Genomic DNA, 15,015 nt, shown 5'->3' on the forward strand with positions numbered 1-15,015 from the left:
TCAATTACTCCCCTTCACCAGGGAAGAGGAACGGGTTGATCGAGCTGCGGGCAAAACCCTCTTGCTCCATGCGTGCATCGAGCACCAGTGACGCCAGGTCATCGGCAACGGCTTCCACGTTCGGGTCTTTTTCCTGATAGAGAATTTTCAGGTAAGTCCCGCAATCGCCACAGGTTTCTGTTTTGATTGCCGCCTGTTCGCTGTCCAGTGACCAGTAATGCAGATCGCGGGTCTGTTCGCAGTTGCTGCATTTGATGCGTACCACGTGCCACTCGGTCTCACACAAATTACAGTGCAGATAGCGTAAACCCTGCGTGGAACCAATATGCACCATGCTTGAAACAGGCATGGAGCCGCATACCGGGCAAAACTGACGCTGCTCACCATATTCTGCGCGGGCTTTGCCGGGAATGAGGCTGGCCATCTGTGCCCAATAGAGCGACAGGGCCGCCCAGATGAACGGTGCCTTATCACTGCTGACAGCGCTAAAGTCAGCGGCAAAGAGCGCGCCTGCCATTGCTTCCAGCTCCTGCTCTGACGCCTTTTCGAGATTCTCGATAACCGCCAGCGCCGGGCCGCTCATCTCAGGCTTCAGCTCAGCAATGAGCGAATGCAGCAGCCGCTGCCAGTGCTTGTCGCGCGGCAGGACGTGAATATCCAACGGTGGCTTACCCTGATCGTTGGCCTCTTTGATGCGGGCGGTCAAATCCATCTGCAACGGGTGGTCGTACAGAACCACTTCCTGAGCATGGGCGATAAGAGCGGCGAAGCGCAGATAGTCGCCCAGCGGATTATTTTCAGCCAGTTCGCGCAGGCGTTCCGCCCGGCGGTTATAGAGATTTTTCAGCCTGGGGAATAATAACGGCGGAATCACTTCCGCCGTGCGTTTCTCGCTCTTCTCCAGCTCATCTTGCGGGATTATGCGAATACTCATTCAGTCGTATTTTCCTTTTTCTGGCGGACTTCCCGGTACCAGCGTGGGTGATGCTTTTTCGCCCACGTTCTGGTGACCCAGCCTTCCACCATGGCGGTAATGGTGCCTTTTACCCACAGGGCAGCATAGATATGCACCATGATAACCACAATTAACCCGACGGCGGCAAACGAATGCAACATGATGGCAAATCGGATAACCGGAATAGAGAACGCGGGTGCGAAATACGGACGCCACATGATGATGCCGCTCACTAGTAGCAGTACCAACAGAATAATAGCGGCCCAGAAGACACACTTCTGACCGAAATTATAGCGCCCGGTGTCACCGACTTCCTCGTTGACGACGATCTTATGAATATTCTTCGCCCAAAAGATATCATCCCGATTGATTAGGTTGTGGTGCCAGTAGCGGAAAAACATAATGATGAAGGAGGCAAACATCACCACCCCGACAAAGGGGTGCAGAATGCGCGCCAGCTGCGGTGTGCCGAGAATATGCATCAACCAGTTGAAGGATGGGAAGAAAAACCCCAGCCCGCTCACCGCTGCCAGCACGAAGCAGAAGGCGGTGACCCAGTGGTTAATACGTTCCGGCGCCGTGTAGCGCACGATGGTGTCACGTCTTTTCATTTGCGCACCTCGTCTTTCTCTTCATGCAGATTATCGTCTTCTTCCTCTGCACGGTTTGGACCCACACCGACATAGTGGAAGATGCTGGCGGCAAAGGTCGCGGCGAAGCCAACGGCAGCCAGTGGTTTCCAGATACCTTTCCAGAATTTCACGGTGGCGCTGATTTCCGGGTTTTCCGGCAAGCCGTGGTAAAGCGTCGGCTTGTCAGCATGGTGAAGCACATACATCACGTGCGTTCCCCCTACACCCGCCGGATCGTACAGACCGGCATTGTCATAACCACGGGTTTTCAGCTCAGCGACGCGCTCGCCTGCCAGTTCCTTCATATCCTCTTTAGACCCAAAGTGGATAGCGCCGGTCGGGCAGGTTTTCACGCAGGCCGGTTCCTGCCCGACGGTCACACGGTCTACGCACAGCGTACATTTGTAGACGCGGTTATCGTCCGGGTTCAGTCGCGGTACATCGAACGGGCAACCAGCGATACAGTAGCCACAACCGATGCACTGCTCTGACTGGAAATCGACAATCCCATTAGCATACTGAATGATAGCCCCTTCTGACGGGCACGCTTTCAGGCAGCCAGGATCGGCGCAGTGCATACAGCCATCCTTACGAATGAGCCACTCCAGTTTGTCGTTCTGCTCCACTTCTGAGAACCGCATCACCGTCCAGGATTTCGCGGTTAAGTCGGCAGGGTTATCGTAAACCCCCACGTTGTGTCCCACTTCATCACGGAGATCGTTCCACTCTGAACAGGCCACCTGGCAGGCCTTGCAGCCGATGCAGGTGGTGACGTCGATGAGCTTTGCCACTTCCTGTTGATGATCCCGCGCCTGAGGCGCGGGAGTGAAGCCGTTAGTCGCGGAACGACGGATAATATCTTGAGATTGATAAGCCATAAGTCGTCTCCGTTACACCTTTTCCACATTCACCAGGAACGCTTTAAACTCCGGCGTCTGGGTGTTGGCATCGCCAACAAACGGGGTGAGGGTATTGGCGATAAAGCCTTTCTTCGCCACGCCTTCATAGCCCCAGTGAATAGGAATGCCGATGGTATCCACATCCTGCCCGTGCACTTTCAATGTGCGAATACGCTTGGTCACCACGGCCTTGGCTTTGATATAGCCACGGTTTGAGGAGACTTTTACGGTGTCGCCCTGAACAATGCCGAGCTTGCCCGCCAGCTTTTCCCCTATCTCCACAAACTGTTCCGGCTGCGCGATGGCGTTCAGCAACGCGTGTTTCGTCCAGTAGTGGAAATGTTCGGTCAGACGATAGGTCGTACCGACATACGGGAATTTATCTGCTTTGCCCAGCGCGTCAGCATCGTCCTTGAAGATACGGGCGGCAGGGTTAGAGATAACGTTTGGATGCAGCGGGTTCGTACCGAGCGGCGTTTCAAAGGGTTCGTAATGTTCCGGGAACGGCCCTTCCGCCATCTTATCGGTAGCAAACAGACGCCCCATGCCCTCTGGTTGCATGATAAACGGCCCGACATTACTGCCCGGTGCGGCTGTGCTGTAGTCCGGAATATCCATCCCGCTCCATTTCGCCCCGTCCCATTTCAGGAGCTGGCGTTTAGGATCCCAGGGTTTACCCTGCGGGTCAGCAGAGGCGCGGTTATAAAGAATGCGGCGGTTGAGCGGCCACGCCCACGCCCAGCCCAGGGTGTTACCGAGGCCTGACGGATCGGCGTTATCACGACGCGCCATCTGGTTGCCTTCCGGCGTCCAGCTTCCGGCGAAGATCCAGCAACCGCTTGAGGTGGTGCCATCATCGCGCAATTGGGCAAACGAACTGAGCTGCTGACCTTTCTTCACGATCACGGCACCCGTTGCCGGGTCCATCACGTCTGCAAGGGCCTTGCCGTTGCTCTCCATCGCCACTTCTTCGGAAGCGGGTTCGTGAGGCGTGGTGTAATTCCAGGTCATATTAAGAACCTGTTCCGGATTAGCACCGCCTTCTTCGGCATACATTTTACGCAGACGCAGGAAGATGCCCGCCAGAATTTCGCCGTCCGTCACCGCATCGCCCGGCGCATCCTGACCTTTCCAGTGCCATTGCAGCCAGCGCCCGGAGTTAACGATAGAACCGTTTTCTTCGGCAAAGCAGGTGCAAGGCAGACGGAATACTTCGGTCTGGATTTTTGACGAGTCCACGTCGTTCGACTCACCGTGGTTTTGCCAGAAGGTGGACGTCTCGGTGTTGAGCGGATCGATGGTTACCAGGAATTTCAGTTTCGACAGCGCTGCGACGACCTTATTCTTGTTCGGGAACGACGCTACCGGATTGAAGCCCTGGCAGATATAGCCGTTCACCTGACCTTTGAACATCATGTCGAAATATTGCAGGACGTCATACCCTTTATCCCACTTCGGCAGCCAGTTGAAGCCCCAGTCATTCTCTTTCGTCGCCTTGTCGCCATAGAAGGCTTTCATGAGCGAGACAAAGAATTTCGGGTAATTGCTCCAGTAGTTTACCTGGCCTTCAAGCAGCGGTTTGGGCGTGTTCGCTGTCAGATAGGTCTGAAGGTCGCCCTGCTTCTCACTGGGAAGCGTCATGTAACCGGTCAGGCTTTGCGACAGCAGGCCAAGATCGGTCAGACCCTGAATATTGGAGTGGCCACGCAGGGCGTTGACGCCACCGCCTGCCATACCCATATTGCCGAGCAGCAACTGGATCATCGCCATGGTACGGATGTTTTGCGCACCGATGGAGTGTTGCGTCCAGCCCAGTGCATACAGGAACGATGCGGTTTTGTCGTGAGCGCTGGTTTCTGCGATGTACTCGCACACTTTCAGGAAATCCGCTTTCGGCGTCCCGCAGATGTTTTCAACCATTTCAGGCGTGTAACGGGAAACGTGCTGTTTCAGCAGATTCCATACACAGCGCGGATGCGTGAGCGTGGTATCCCGTTTCGCGAAGCCCTGTTCGTCCAGCTCATAGTTCCAGCTGGTTTTGTCATACTTACGTTTGTCAGCGTCATAACCGGTGAACAGGCCATCTTCGAAGCCAAAATCCTCACGCACGATCAGGCTGGCGTTGGTATAAGCCTCGGTGTATTCACGGTTATATTTTTCGTTAGTCAGCAGGTACAGCAGCACGCCGGAGAGGAAGGCAATATCCGTTCCTGAACGAATGGGCGTGTAAAAGTCCGCGACTGATGCCGTTCGCGTAAATCGGGGATCGATAACAATTAATTTGGCGCCATTATGGATTTTGGCTTCCATCGCCCAGCGGAATCCCACCGGATGCGCTTCAGCCGCGTTCCCACCCATCACAACGATGAGGTTGGCGTTTTTCATATCTACCCAGTGGTTGGTCATCGCACCGCGACCAAATGTTGGAGCAAGACTTGCTACCGTTGGTCCGTGTCAGACACGCGCCTGGTTATCCACGGCAAGCATGCCGAGGGCGCGGGTAAATTTCTGGGTTAAATAGCCGGTTTCATTACTGGATGCCGAGGCGCATAACATACCGGTGGAGAGCCAACGGTTAACGGTAGTGCCTTCGGCATTTTGCGCAATGTAGTTAGCATCGCGGTCTTCTTTAATCAGTTTGGCGATGCGGTCAAAGGCATCATCCCAGGTAATTTTCTGCCATTTATCAGAGCCAGGTGCGCGGTATTCCGGGTATTTCAAACGGCTTTCGGAATGCACGAAATCCAACAGACCTGCGCCTTTGGGACAGAGCGCCCCGCGGTTAACCGGATGATCCGGGTCGCCTTCAATATGGATAATGGATGCTTTGGCATTTTTCGCTCCGTCACCGAGGCTGTACATTAACAGCCCACAGCCAACGGAACAGTATGTGCAGGTGTTTCGGGTTTCACGGGTACGCAGCAGTTTGTACTGCCGCGTTTCCGCCAGCGCCACCCCTGGAGCAAAGCCCAGAGCCGCCGCTGTAGTACCTGCCATACCGCCAGCGCAGATCTTAAAGAACTGCCTTCTGCTGACCTGCATGGATTACTCCTTGATTCGACATTGTCACGCGTTGTTATTTACTTTGCGGTCGACGCCGCAAAGGTTCAGAATTGCTGTAAATCCCCTGGTCCAAAAGGGGTATGCCCCAGAATACCACATTGCGGGTACGCCTGTTTTAATTCGGTTAATACAACGTGAACAAAATCCATACTGAAGAAGACGAAATTGCTATGCAGATCACAGGTGCGCGCCAGGTCTCACTCTGGAAACGGGAAGATCTGCAGCATACCCAGCCTGACGTTCTGGCCGAAGAAGTGCCGGTGGCGTTGGTTTATAACGGCATTTCGCACGTCGTGATGATGGCATCGCCCAAAGAGCTCGAGTGGTTTGCTATTGGGTTTTCCTTATCCGAAGGGATTATTGAGAGCACATCAGACATCTATGGCATGGAGGTCGTCCCTTCCTGTAACGGCCTGGAGGTACAGATAGAGTTATCCAGCCGCCGCTTTATGGGATTAAAAGAGCGCCGCCGTGCGCTGGCCGGGCGAACAGGGTGTGGGGTCTGCGGTGTTGAGCAGCTTAATGACATCGGAAAACCGGTTACGCCGCTTTCTTTTACTCAAACGTTTGATCTGGCGAACCTTGATCAGGCTCTCCATCAGCTGACAGATTTTCAACCTGTCGGGACGCGCACGGGATGCACCCATGCCGCCGCCTGGATGTTACCGTCCGGTCAGCTGATTGCAGGGCATGAAGATGTGGGGCGCCATGTGGCGCTGGATAAACTGCTGGGGCATCGCGCGCACAAAGGAGAGCCCTGGACGCAGGGGGCGGCGCTGGTCTCCAGTCGGGCGAGTTATGAAATGGTGCAGAAAGCGGCGATGTGTGGCGTGGAAATTCTCTTTGCCGTCTCCGCAGCAACCACGCTGGCGGTTGAGGTTGCTGAACGCTGCAACCTGACGCTGGTGGGGTTTAGCAAACCGGGCAGGGCGACGGTTTACACGCATCCCCGGCGTTTAATTGCAGGTTGATGAGTTAGTCAATAATTTTGACAATTAAAAGCAAAACCTTCCGCTTTTTGTTGATGGGGTAGAGGTCTATTATCTATTCCATCGAGGCACGGTGCCTCACCCAAACAAATAACCTGAAGGATTTACATCATGAAAAGCATCAAAACTTTCGTTGCAGTTATCGCCCTTGCTACTTCTTTTGGTTCTTTCGCGGCACAAACCGTTACCGCAACCGGTTCAACAATGGATGGTGCGGAAGCCAAAATCGCCGCTCAGGCTCAGCAGGCGGGTGCGTCTTACCACATCACTGAAGCTTTCACCGGTGACCGTGTACATATGACCGCCCAATTGACCAAGTAAAAATCAGTACTGTCGAAAGAGCGCCTGCGGGCGCTTTTTTCGTTTTTGTAATGTCCGAAATCCACACTACTTTTTCAAACGGGAAAGGTTTTTAGGGTGTTGATAATTTGAGGCTTATTTCCAAAAGAAACAGGAGCTTCAACGCGATGCCTGATGGAACTCTACGCTGCTGTTCCCAGCTGCGAACAAGATCCACGCTTAGACCAATCGCATCCGCGAATTCAGCGTGTTTCATACCTGCATTTTTTCGAATGGCTTTAACATCAGGCAGAATATGACGATGAATATTTTCGGGTGCTGGAATTATCTGGCCTTTCTCAATGGCCACCATCTCTTCCAGGCTGGTCACAAGATCTGCAAACAATGTTTTATCCCGTTTTCTTTCCTCATAAGGAAGGCCGGGTACCCCTCAGGGCAATACCCCTTATTCCCGGAGCTGAGACCGTGTTTTCAAAATTGCTTTCTCAGCCTCGTTTAACTCATCTTTTACGTTTTTCGGGTATATGAGTATCAGGTAAATTCTCTCACTCGCTAATTTAACGTAGTAGCTAACCCTCACTCCCCCTCGCTTTCCTGTGCCTGGACGGGTCCAGCAGATCTTTTTACACCCACCAGTATGTCCAGTCACATCACCCCGTTCATATGCTTCCTGCAAATAGCTCTGAAGCGCCTGAAATTCATCATCCTGCATCAGGCTTCTCTTCATCGCGCTTCAGTCGGCAATACGAAAACTGCGCCTGTTAGATGTCCTGTCATTGCAAACGGTGTCGTCTCAGGAACCGTGTGCAAACGACTGTATTTGAAAAGTGGTTGCAGCCAGTCTGGCAGGTACTATTAATCTAAAAATTAATTCAATAAAATTGAATGATAAATGCAAATCATTCCACTTTCAGTTGAGGGTTAACAGGTCTATTATTTATTTCATCGAGGCGCGGTGCCTTAATTAAACAAACTTACTAAAGGATACATATCATGAAAAGCATCAAAACTTTTGTTGCAGTTATCGCTCTGGCTACTTCTTTCGGTTCTTTCGCGGCTCAAACTGTGACCGCAACGGATACCACTCTTTCTGGCGCAGAAGCCAAAATCGCCGCTCAGGCACAGCAGGCCGGCGCAGCCTCTTACCAGATTACCGAAGCCTTCTCTGGCAACCAGGTTCACATGACCGCTGAACTTAGCAAATAAGTTGTCCCGCACTGCCGCTGTCCCTTGCTCTTCGGAGCGGGGACAGGTTCTTTCCCATCCGGCTCTTTACACTCTCCCTTTATTGCACGCCCGCCAGACGCAACAGCGCCGTTACCACCGCGGCGGAAATAATCACCACAATTAACGGCATCTTGCGCCAGGCAAGAAACAGGGCAAACAGCACGCCCAGCACCCGCGCCATTCCGGCAAAATGTTCACCTTCATACAGCGTTGCCGCCAGCGCCACGGCAAACAGCAGGGTGGTAGCCGCATCCGAGAGCAGCGCCTGCGCGCGCTCCGACAGGGCCAGCTTACTGCCGAGCTTCGCCCCCCCCAGCCGCATCAGATAAGTGCCCGCCGATAAAATCGCAATGCCACCAATGATGAGCGTCGTGTTCGCCATTATTTCTTCCTCGCGAGCAGACCAAGTAAAGAGAGCAGCACCGGCAGCCCCACCGGCGTAAAGGGCACCGCCGCCAGCGAGATAACCGCCCCGCTGGCGGCGCGAATCAGCGTGGTTCGCTTCTTCAGTGCGGGTAGCACCAGTGCCAGTAAAATGGCGGGGAAGACCGCATCCAGGCCGATAGTTTCCGGCGCGGGCAACAGTTTTCCGACTCCGGCACCGACCAGCACCCCCGCCGGCCAGAACAGAGCCACACCCAAACCGCAGAGCCAGTAAGCCGCTTTGCGCTGTTCTGGCGTAGGCTGGGATAAACCAAACACCACGCTTTCATCGTTCATGATGTGGCAGCCTAAAAAGCCTGCCGCACGGCTGCCGACCAGTTCACGCACCGTCACCCCAAACGGCAGATGGCGGGCATTTACCAGCAAACCGGCTACTGCGGCAGCCAGCGGATTGCCGCCGCTGGCCACAATCCCGATAAACATAAACTCGGAAGCACCGGCGAGTACCAGCACGGAGAGGGTAAGGGGCACCCAGAGCGGAAAACCGTAGGCCATCGCCAGCGATCCATAGGAGACGCCCACCACGCCAACGGCGAGGCAAACGAGGAAAATGGCCCTGATCGTGTCGTTTGTGAGACTTGAAAAGTGATATCTGAACATAGGTTTTTTAGCTATATCGAACGAGAATCCATTATAATGAACACACTAAAATCGTTTTTCAAGAAGAACGATTCGTTCATTATAACGAACAATGGAGCCGTGTCATGACACAGCCTATTAGCGTGATTGCCAAAAGTCTGGTGCGGGAGCGCCTGAGAACCGGGCTGTCGTTGGCGGAGATCGCCCGCCGTGCCGGGATTGCGAAATCGACGCTTTCGCAGCTTGAGGCCGGGAACGGTAATCCTAGCCTGGAAACGTTATGGTCGCTTTGTGTGGCACTGGATATTCCCTTCGCCCGTTTGCTGGAGCCGCAGGCCAACAAGACGCAGGTGATCCGTCGCGGCGAAGGGACGAAAGTGGTCGCGGAACTGGCGCATTATCAGGCCACCTTGCTGGCTACCTGCCCGCCGGGTGCGCGGCGCGACCTCTATTTTCTGGACGCACAGCCCGGAGCCGATCGCATTTCGCAGCCGCACCCGCCAGGTTCCGTTGAGCACATTATTGTGACCCGGGGTCGGGCGATAGTGGGGCTGATGGAATCGCCGGAAGAACTCAGCGCAGGGGATTACATCTGTTACCCTGCCGATCTTGAGCATATTTTTAAGGCGCTGGAGCCTGACACCCAGGCCATTCTGGTCGCAGAACAGAATTAAGCCACCGCACCGCATGCCCGCTGGACGGGAACAGCTGCGCTGACAAAGACAGGGTAAGGTATGTCACTTAAAGCAATCGCCAAACAACTCGGTATTTCCGTCACCACCGTCAGCCGTGCGCTGAACGGCTATGATGATGTCTCGCAGGAGACGCGTGCCCGTGTGCAGGCTGAAGCGGACAGACGCGGCTATCGCCCTAATACCCTGGCCCGCCGCCTGAAGATGGGCAAAATCGATGCTGTCGGGCTGGTTTTTCCGGTACACCCGGTGCCGCTCAATAACAGCGTATTTATGGAAATGGTGGGGGAGATCAGCCGGGAGCTGGCGAACCACGATATCGATTTACTGTTGATTGCTGATGATGACCTGGCGGACAAGCACAGCTATTTGCGCATGGTGCAAAGTCGCCGGGTGGATGCGCTGATTGTTGCCCACACGCTGGACAATGACGTCCGGCTGGCGCAGTTGCAGGCCACCGGTTTTCCCTTCCTCGCGCTGGGGCGCAGCCAGCTTGCAAGGCCTTATGCGTGGTTTGATTTTGATAACTATGCCGGGACTTATCGCGCTACCCGTTACCTTATTGAAAAAGGCCATCAGCGTATTGCGCTACTGGGTGAGAACAACAATCAGGCGTTTATTACTCAGCGACGCCAGGGCTACCTGGATGCGCTGCGCGACAGCGGCTTATCGAGCGAATGGCTCCGCATGTTGCCCCCTTCACGCCGTGCGGGCTACCAGGCAGTAGAAGCCCTTCTTGCGCTGCCCGAACCGCCACAGGCCATTATTACCGACTGCAACACTCACGGGGACGGTGCCGCTATGGCACTGATCAAGCAAGGAAAACTGCTCGGTGACAACCGTGTGGCATTGGTGGTATATGACGGATTACCCGACGACAGCATTGTCGACGTGGATGTCGCCGCCGTCGTGCAGGCCACCCGCGAAGCGGTAGGTAAGCAGATTGCCGACATGGTACTTCAGCTTATTGCGGGCGAACCTGTAGGCCAATTACAGGTGCTCTGGCAGACCGAATTCCGCCCCGGCGTCACCGCCTGACTTCTCTCATTCAATGCGCAAATTTTTGAGTAGATCACATAACCAAAACGTTTCGGTTGTGATCCGAAACGTTTCGGATCAAGGATAGCGGCATCCCGAATCTGGAGACGCCCTATGGAAGCTCGTTATCTGCGCCTTGAAAGCGCAACAACCGATGTGGTTATTAAAACCCACCCTTTTGCTGAAATCGTTTACTGGGGGCCGCACCTCCATCACTACTCGCCCGAGGATGCGCAAAGCCTGGTACGCCCGGTTGCTAACGGCAGACTGGACGTAGATTCCCCGGTCACATTGATGGCGGAATCCGGGCATGGCCTGTTTGGTTCGCCGGGGCTGGAAGGGCACCGTAATGGGCTGGACGGCTCGCCGATTTTCACCACTATCGATGTGCAACATCATGAGCAAAGCGTGACCCTGACCAGCGAAGACGTGGTGGCGGGGCTGCAACTGACCAGCAAACTGCGTCTCGACGCGACCGGCGTGCTACAAATTCGCCATGGCCTGGCCAACCTGATGGCGGATGACTGGCAGGTGAATCGGCTGGCCGTGACGCTGCCGGTTGCGGAGTACGCTCGTGACGTGATGGCGTTTCATGGACGCTGGATCCGCGAATTTCAGCCGCACCGCGTCACCCTTGAACACGACAGCTTTGTGATTGAAAACCGTCGCGGGCGCACCTCTCATGAACACTTCCCGGCGCTGATGACTGGTAGCCCGCACTTCAGTGAATCGCAGGGCAGCGTCTGGGGCGTGCATCTGGGCTGGAGCGGCAACCACCGCCTGCGTGCGGAAGTGAAAACCGACGGCCGTCGCTATCTTCAGGCTGAAGCGCTCTATCTGCCTGGTGAAATGGCGCTAGCGGAAGGAGAAACCTTGTGGACCCCGTGGCTCTACGCCAGCCACTCCGCGCAGGGGCTGAACGGCATGAGCCAGCAGTTCCATCGATTCCTGCGTGCCAGGGTTATCCGTTTCGTCGGGGACAAGCCGCGCCCGGTGCACCTTAACACCTGGGAAGGCATCTATTTTGACCATAACCCGGCGCACATCATGAAGATGGCCGAAGAGGCTGCCGCGCTCGGCGTAGAGCGCTTCATCATTGATGACGGCTGGTACAAAGGGCGTAACGACGACTTTGCCGCGCTCGGCGACTGGTATCTGGATGAGGGGAAATACCCGGATGGGCTGCGGCCCGTTATCGACCATGTTAAAGCGCTGGGCATGGAGTTCGGCATCTGGGTTGAGCCGGAGATGATCAGTCCGAACTCGGATTTGTACCGTGCCCATCCCGACTGGGTGCTGGCGCTGGAGGGCTATTCGCAGATCCTCGGCCGCCATCAACTGGTACTGAACATCACGATCCCTGAGGCGTTTGATTACCTGCTGGCGCGTATGAGCTGGTTGCTTGGCGAGCATGAGATTGACTATGTGAAGTGGGACATGAACCGCGAACTGGTGCAGCCGGGTCAGGGGCGTCGCGCTGCGGCTGACGCGCAAACCCGCGCCTACTACCGCCTGCTCGACACCCTACGCAGCCGGTTCCCGCATATTGAATTTGAGTCCTGTTCGGCGGGCGGTGGACGCATCGATTATGAAGTATTGACCCGTTGCCACCGCTTCTGGGCATCGGATAACAACGATGCGCTGGAACGTAATATTATCCAGCGCGGCATGAGCTATTTCTTCCCGCCGGAAGTGATGGGTGCGCACATCGGCAATCACCGTTGCCATGCCACCTGGCGCCAGCACAGCATTGAGTTTCGCGGCCTGACGGCGCTGTTCGGGCATCTCGGTCTGGAGCTGGATCCGGTCAATGCCGATGCCAAAGAGCGTGCAGGCTACCGCCACTACGCCGCGCTCTATAAACAGTGGCGTGAAGTGATTCACAGCGGCACGCAGTGGCGTATTGATATGCCGGACAGCACCACGCTGGTACAAGGGATCGTGAGTCAGGATAAACGCCAGGCGCTGTATACCGTCAGCCAACTGGCGATGCCGGACTATACGCTGCTGGCCCCCCTGCGCCTTGCCGGTCTGGAGGCTCAGGCGCGGTATCGCATTACGCTTCTCGATCACCCGAACATCCGTATTACCGATGAGGGAGGCCACACCATGCGCCAGCTTCCGGCATGGATGACGGTACCGCAAATCGTCAGCGGGGAGTGGCTGATGCAGGCGGGGCTCGCGCTACCAGTGCTCGATCCGGAAAGCGCTATTTTGGTCGGTTTTGAACGCGTGTGACCCTAACGGGGCCGCGCTGCGGCCTCACTTCTGAGGATAATAAGAATGAACACGACCCCCTGTACCCATAAAAATAACCCGACGTTCTGGATCTTTGGCATCTTCGTATTTTTGTATTTCTTCATCATGGCCACCTGTTTTCCATTCCTGCCTATCTGGCTCTCGGATGAAATTGGCCTCAGTAAAACCCACACTGGCATTGTCTTTTCCTGCATGTCGCTTTCAGCCATCTCTTTCCAGCCGATTCTGGGCGTGGTTTCTGACAAACTTGGACTGAAGAAAAACATGCTGTGGGTGATCGTCAGCATGTTGGTACTCTTCGCGCCGTTCTTCCTGTACGTTTTCGCCCCGTTGTTGAAATTCAACATCTGGGCCGGTGCGCTGGCAGGAGGCTTATATATTGGCTTTGTCTTTTCTGCGGGCTCCGGTGCCATTGAAGCCTATGTGGAGAAGGTAAGCCGCCACAGCCATTTCGAATATGGTAAAGCACGCATGTTTGGCTGCCTCGGCTGGGGGCTGTGTGCTTCGACCGCTGGCATTCTGTTCAGCATTAACCCGGCGTTTGTCTTCTGGATGGGCTCTGCGGCAGCCGTCGTGTTAATGGTGTTGCTGGCGCTGGCGAAGGTGCAGTCGCAGGAAACCCTCACCGTGGGGACAGGTGAAAGCCGCCCGGCGACCATTAATATCCGTATGGTCATCGACCTGTTTCGCATGAAAAAGATGTGGATGTTTATTCTGTACGTGGTGGGCGTGGCCTGCGTGTATGACGTCTTCGACCAGCAGTTTGCCACCTTCTTTAAGTCCTTTTTTGATACCCCACAGGCGGGAACCAAAGCCTTTGGTTTTACCACCACGGCAGGGGAATTATGTAACGCAGTCATTATGTTCTGCTCGCCGTGGATCATTAACCGCATTGGTGCCAAAAACACGTTGCTGATTGCCGGACTGATGATGACAACTCGCATTATTGGTTCGTCGTTTGCCACTACGGTTTATGAAGTGATCGCGCTGAAAATGCTCCACGCGCTGGAGGTGCCGTTCCTGCTGGTGGGGGCATTCAAGTACATCACGGGCGTCTTTGATACCCGCCTGTCGGCGACTATCTATCTGATTGGTTTTAACTTCGCCAAACAGCTGGCGGCGATATTCCTCTCCGCGTTTGCCGGCAACATGTATGACCGGATTGGCTTCCAGGACACCTACTTAATCCTCGGCTGCTTTGTGCTGGCGATTACGCTGGTGTCAGCCTTTACGCTGAGCGGCAGGCAACCTACGGTGGTGACGGGGGGAACGCTGGAGGCGAGGTAAGGCAGAAAAACGCAGCTCTTATGGTGGCAAAACAGCATAAAGCTGTTTTAAAATGTAAGAATAGTTCTTACATCTGGAGCAGGTATGGCACGTACAATGACTGTAGATCTGGGCGATGAACTTCGTGAGTTTGTTGAGTCGCTGATCGCTACCGGGGATTATCGAACGCAAAGTGAAGTGGTTCGTGATTCCTTAAGACTGCTACGCGAGCAGCAGGCGCAATCGCGTTTAAATCAGCTAAGAGCGTTGTTATCTGAAGGGCTGGAAAGCGGTGAAGCGAAAAAATGGGAGCAGGATGCTTTCCTCAGAAACATCAAAGCCAGGGTGGCGACAAAGGATGAGAGAGATTGAGTTAACGCCGAAAGCGAATGAAGATCTTGAAAACATTTGGTTATACGGCTTTGAGATGTTCGGTATGGAAAAGGCAGATCGCTACATTCTGCATATCTCTTCCGTATTTGGTCATCTTGCACAACATAGTGCTGGCAAGCGAAGAGGGGAATTAGGGCAGGACATTCGTTCATTTCCCTGTCGGCAACATGTCATTTTCTATAAAGAAAACAGGCAAATGATATCCATTATCCGCGTATTACATCATTCGCGGGATGTCGAAACCCATCTGTATTGGCAATAGCTCCCCCTGCGAGGAGC

The 15,015-nt window shown here is 54.6% G+C and carries 16 protein-coding genes; 9 read left to right on the forward strand and 7 right to left on the reverse strand.

Annotation, left to right across the window (positions count from 1 at the left end; translation table 11 throughout):
• Positions 1-4: 4 nt before the first annotated feature.
• From fdhE to fdnG, 4 genes are read right to left on the reverse strand one after another with little or no spacing between them, the layout of a single operon-like run.
• A complete protein-coding gene (gene fdhE / locus M1D91_RS00260; protein ID WP_437432210.1) occupies positions 5-934 on the reverse strand; it encodes a formate dehydrogenase accessory protein FdhE in 930 nt (309 codons plus the stop codon).
• Complete coding sequence (gene fdoI, locus M1D91_RS00265; protein ID WP_437432211.1) at positions 931-1,566, reverse strand: formate dehydrogenase cytochrome b556 subunit; 636 nt, start codon at positions 1,564-1,566, stop codon at positions 931-933. Before fdoI ends, fdhE begins: the two co-directional genes overlap by 4 nt.
• Complete coding sequence (gene fdxH, locus M1D91_RS00270; protein ID WP_437432212.1) at positions 1,563-2,465, reverse strand: formate dehydrogenase subunit beta; 903 nt, start codon at positions 2,463-2,465, stop codon at positions 1,563-1,565. Before fdxH ends, fdoI begins: the two co-directional genes overlap by 4 nt.
• Before the next feature lie 12 nt (positions 2,466-2,477).
• The gene (fdnG, locus tag M1D91_RS00275; RefSeq protein ID WP_437432213.1) at positions 2,478-5,528 is read right to left on the reverse strand and encodes a formate dehydrogenase-N subunit alpha; all 3,051 of its coding nucleotides are present in this window, start codon (positions 5,526-5,528) and stop codon (positions 2,478-2,480) included.
• Between the two features lie 191 nt (positions 5,529-5,719).
• Between fdnG and fdhD the strand changes: the two genes are divergently transcribed.
• Positions 5,720-6,520 carry a formate dehydrogenase accessory sulfurtransferase FdhD gene (gene fdhD, locus M1D91_RS00280; protein ID WP_437432214.1) on the forward strand — a complete coding sequence of 267 codons (801 nt, stop codon included), beginning with the start codon at positions 5,720-5,722 and terminating at the stop codon, positions 6,518-6,520.
• A gap of 129 nt (positions 6,521-6,649) precedes the next feature.
• Positions 6,650-6,859, forward strand: coding sequence for a YdgH/BhsA/McbA-like domain containing protein (locus tag M1D91_RS00285; protein WP_437432215.1), 210 nt, complete (start codon positions 6,650-6,652; stop codon positions 6,857-6,859).
• Between the two features lie 91 nt (positions 6,860-6,950).
• Here the strand turns inward: M1D91_RS00285 and nadS are convergent, their stop codons facing one another.
• Positions 6,951-7,223, reverse strand: a complete 273-nt coding sequence (gene nadS, locus M1D91_RS00290) for a NadS family protein (RefSeq protein WP_437432216.1) — start codon at positions 7,221-7,223, stop codon at positions 6,951-6,953.
• A gap of 608 nt (positions 7,224-7,831) precedes the next feature.
• Between nadS and M1D91_RS00295 the strand changes: the two genes are divergently transcribed.
• A complete protein-coding gene (locus tag M1D91_RS00295) occupies positions 7,832-8,044 on the forward strand; it encodes a YdgH/BhsA/McbA-like domain containing protein (RefSeq protein ID WP_437432218.1) in 213 nt (70 codons plus the stop codon).
• A gap of 79 nt (positions 8,045-8,123) precedes the next feature.
• Here M1D91_RS00295 and M1D91_RS00300 read toward each other — a convergent pair whose 3' ends face one another.
• Both M1D91_RS00300 and M1D91_RS00305 read right to left on the reverse strand, forming a co-directional pair.
• Positions 8,124-8,447: an AzlD domain-containing protein gene (locus tag M1D91_RS00300; RefSeq protein ID WP_437432219.1), complete on the reverse strand. Its 324-nt coding sequence runs from the start codon at positions 8,445-8,447 to the stop codon at positions 8,124-8,126.
• Positions 8,447-9,109: an AzlC family ABC transporter permease gene (locus tag M1D91_RS00305; RefSeq protein ID WP_437432220.1), complete on the reverse strand. Its 663-nt coding sequence runs from the start codon at positions 9,107-9,109 to the stop codon at positions 8,447-8,449. Before M1D91_RS00305 ends, M1D91_RS00300 begins: the two co-directional genes overlap by 1 nt.
• A gap of 104 nt (positions 9,110-9,213) precedes the next feature.
• Between M1D91_RS00305 and M1D91_RS00310 the strand changes: the two genes are divergently transcribed.
• The 6 genes from M1D91_RS00310 (at position 9,214) to M1D91_RS00335 (ending at position 14,998) form a co-directional block, all read left to right on the forward strand.
• Positions 9,214-9,762, forward strand: a complete 549-nt coding sequence (locus tag M1D91_RS00310) for a helix-turn-helix domain-containing protein (protein WP_437432221.1) — start codon at positions 9,214-9,216, stop codon at positions 9,760-9,762.
• Positions 9,763-9,822: 60 nt separating this feature from the next.
• Positions 9,823-10,818: a LacI family DNA-binding transcriptional regulator gene (locus M1D91_RS00315; protein ID WP_437432222.1), complete on the forward strand. Its 996-nt coding sequence runs from the start codon at positions 9,823-9,825 to the stop codon at positions 10,816-10,818.
• A gap of 114 nt (positions 10,819-10,932) precedes the next feature.
• Positions 10,933-13,056, forward strand: coding sequence for an alpha-galactosidase (locus M1D91_RS00320; protein WP_437432223.1), 2,124 nt, complete (start codon positions 10,933-10,935; stop codon positions 13,054-13,056).
• A 45-nt stretch (positions 13,057-13,101) separates the two neighbouring features.
• Positions 13,102-14,364: an MFS transporter gene (locus M1D91_RS00325; RefSeq protein ID WP_437432224.1), complete on the forward strand. Its 1,263-nt coding sequence runs from the start codon at positions 13,102-13,104 to the stop codon at positions 14,362-14,364.
• An 84-nt stretch (positions 14,365-14,448) separates the two neighbouring features.
• Entirely contained in the window at positions 14,449-14,715 is a 267-nt protein-coding gene (locus M1D91_RS00330) for a type II toxin-antitoxin system ParD family antitoxin (RefSeq protein WP_437432225.1), read from the forward strand.
• The gene (locus M1D91_RS00335; RefSeq protein WP_437432226.1) at positions 14,702-14,998 is read left to right on the forward strand and encodes a type II toxin-antitoxin system RelE/ParE family toxin; all 297 of its coding nucleotides are present in this window, start codon (positions 14,702-14,704) and stop codon (positions 14,996-14,998) included. Before M1D91_RS00330 ends, M1D91_RS00335 begins: the two co-directional genes overlap by 14 nt.
• Positions 14,999-15,015 lie beyond the last annotated feature (17 nt).

The sequence above is a fragment of the Enterobacter sp. SA197 genome (genome assembly GCF_054131575.1).

Excerpts from the sequence above, each read along its gene's own strand:
- fdhE (WP_437432210.1), bottom strand. The coding sequence starts at position 934 with ATGAGTATTCGCATAATCCCGCAAGATGAGCTGGAGAAGAGCGAGAAA.
- fdoI (WP_437432211.1), bottom strand. The coding sequence starts at position 1,566 with ATGAAAAGACGTGACACCATCGTGCGCTACACGGCGCCGGAACGTATT.
- fdxH (WP_437432212.1), bottom strand. The coding sequence starts at position 2,465 with ATGGCTTATCAATCTCAAGATATTATCCGTCGTTCCGCGACTAACGGC.
- fdhD (WP_437432214.1), top strand. The coding sequence starts at position 5,720 with ATGCAGATCACAGGTGCGCGCCAGGTCTCACTCTGGAAACGGGAAGAT.
- M1D91_RS00285 (WP_437432215.1), top strand. The coding sequence starts at position 6,650 with ATGAAAAGCATCAAAACTTTCGTTGCAGTTATCGCCCTTGCTACTTCT.
- M1D91_RS00295 (WP_437432218.1), top strand. The coding sequence starts at position 7,832 with ATGAAAAGCATCAAAACTTTTGTTGCAGTTATCGCTCTGGCTACTTCT.
- M1D91_RS00300 (WP_437432219.1), bottom strand. The coding sequence starts at position 8,447 with ATGGCGAACACGACGCTCATCATTGGTGGCATTGCGATTTTATCGGCG.
- M1D91_RS00305 (WP_437432220.1), bottom strand. The coding sequence starts at position 9,109 with ATGTTCAGATATCACTTTTCAAGTCTCACAAACGACACGATCAGGGCC.
- M1D91_RS00310 (WP_437432221.1), top strand. The coding sequence starts at position 9,214 with ATGACACAGCCTATTAGCGTGATTGCCAAAAGTCTGGTGCGGGAGCGC.
- M1D91_RS00315 (WP_437432222.1), top strand. The coding sequence starts at position 9,823 with ATGTCACTTAAAGCAATCGCCAAACAACTCGGTATTTCCGTCACCACC.
- M1D91_RS00320 (WP_437432223.1), top strand. The coding sequence starts at position 10,933 with ATGGAAGCTCGTTATCTGCGCCTTGAAAGCGCAACAACCGATGTGGTT.
- M1D91_RS00325 (WP_437432224.1), top strand. The coding sequence starts at position 13,102 with ATGAACACGACCCCCTGTACCCATAAAAATAACCCGACGTTCTGGATC.
- M1D91_RS00330 (WP_437432225.1), top strand. The coding sequence starts at position 14,449 with ATGGCACGTACAATGACTGTAGATCTGGGCGATGAACTTCGTGAGTTT.
- M1D91_RS00335 (WP_437432226.1), top strand. The coding sequence starts at position 14,702 with ATGAGAGAGATTGAGTTAACGCCGAAAGCGAATGAAGATCTTGAAAAC.